Raw genomic sequence first — 345 nt, 5'->3', positions numbered from 1 at the left:
ATCTTAAAAGATAGAGACCTTATTATTATTGATGGATGTAACACCAAATGTTCAACTAAACTAGCCTCCGAAAAAAACCTTAAAATTGCTAAAAGGATAAATGTAGCACAAATTGCAAAAGAGCAAGCTATAGAGATAGGCAAAGATTTAAGACTTGGAGAAAATGAGACAAAATTAAAAGATATTATAATAAAGGAATTATTAGATGAAATTGAAAAAGCTGATTCTTTAGCTTCAGATAAAGTGGATATGAAAGGATTTAATATACCTTTTGATTATCAAACATATAAAAAGGATAAGTTTACTTTCAAATTAGCAATGAATAAAAATTTATATTTTAATGAA

Annotated in this window: 1 protein-coding gene; it reads left to right on the top strand. The window is 25.5% G+C overall.

What is annotated here, in order from left to right; translation table 11 throughout:
• The coding region (locus KGF50_RS22020) for a putative zinc-binding protein (protein WP_227850009.1) at positions 1-345 on the top strand (345 nt) is incomplete at both ends.

Source organism: Clostridioides sp. ZZV15-6598 (assembly GCF_020657705.1).
GTDB lineage: Bacteria > Bacillota > Clostridia > Peptostreptococcales > Peptostreptococcaceae > Clostridioides > Clostridioides difficile_F.
Note: the sequence above shows the minus strand (reverse complement) of the source record. Positions and strands in the feature narration are given on the sequence as shown.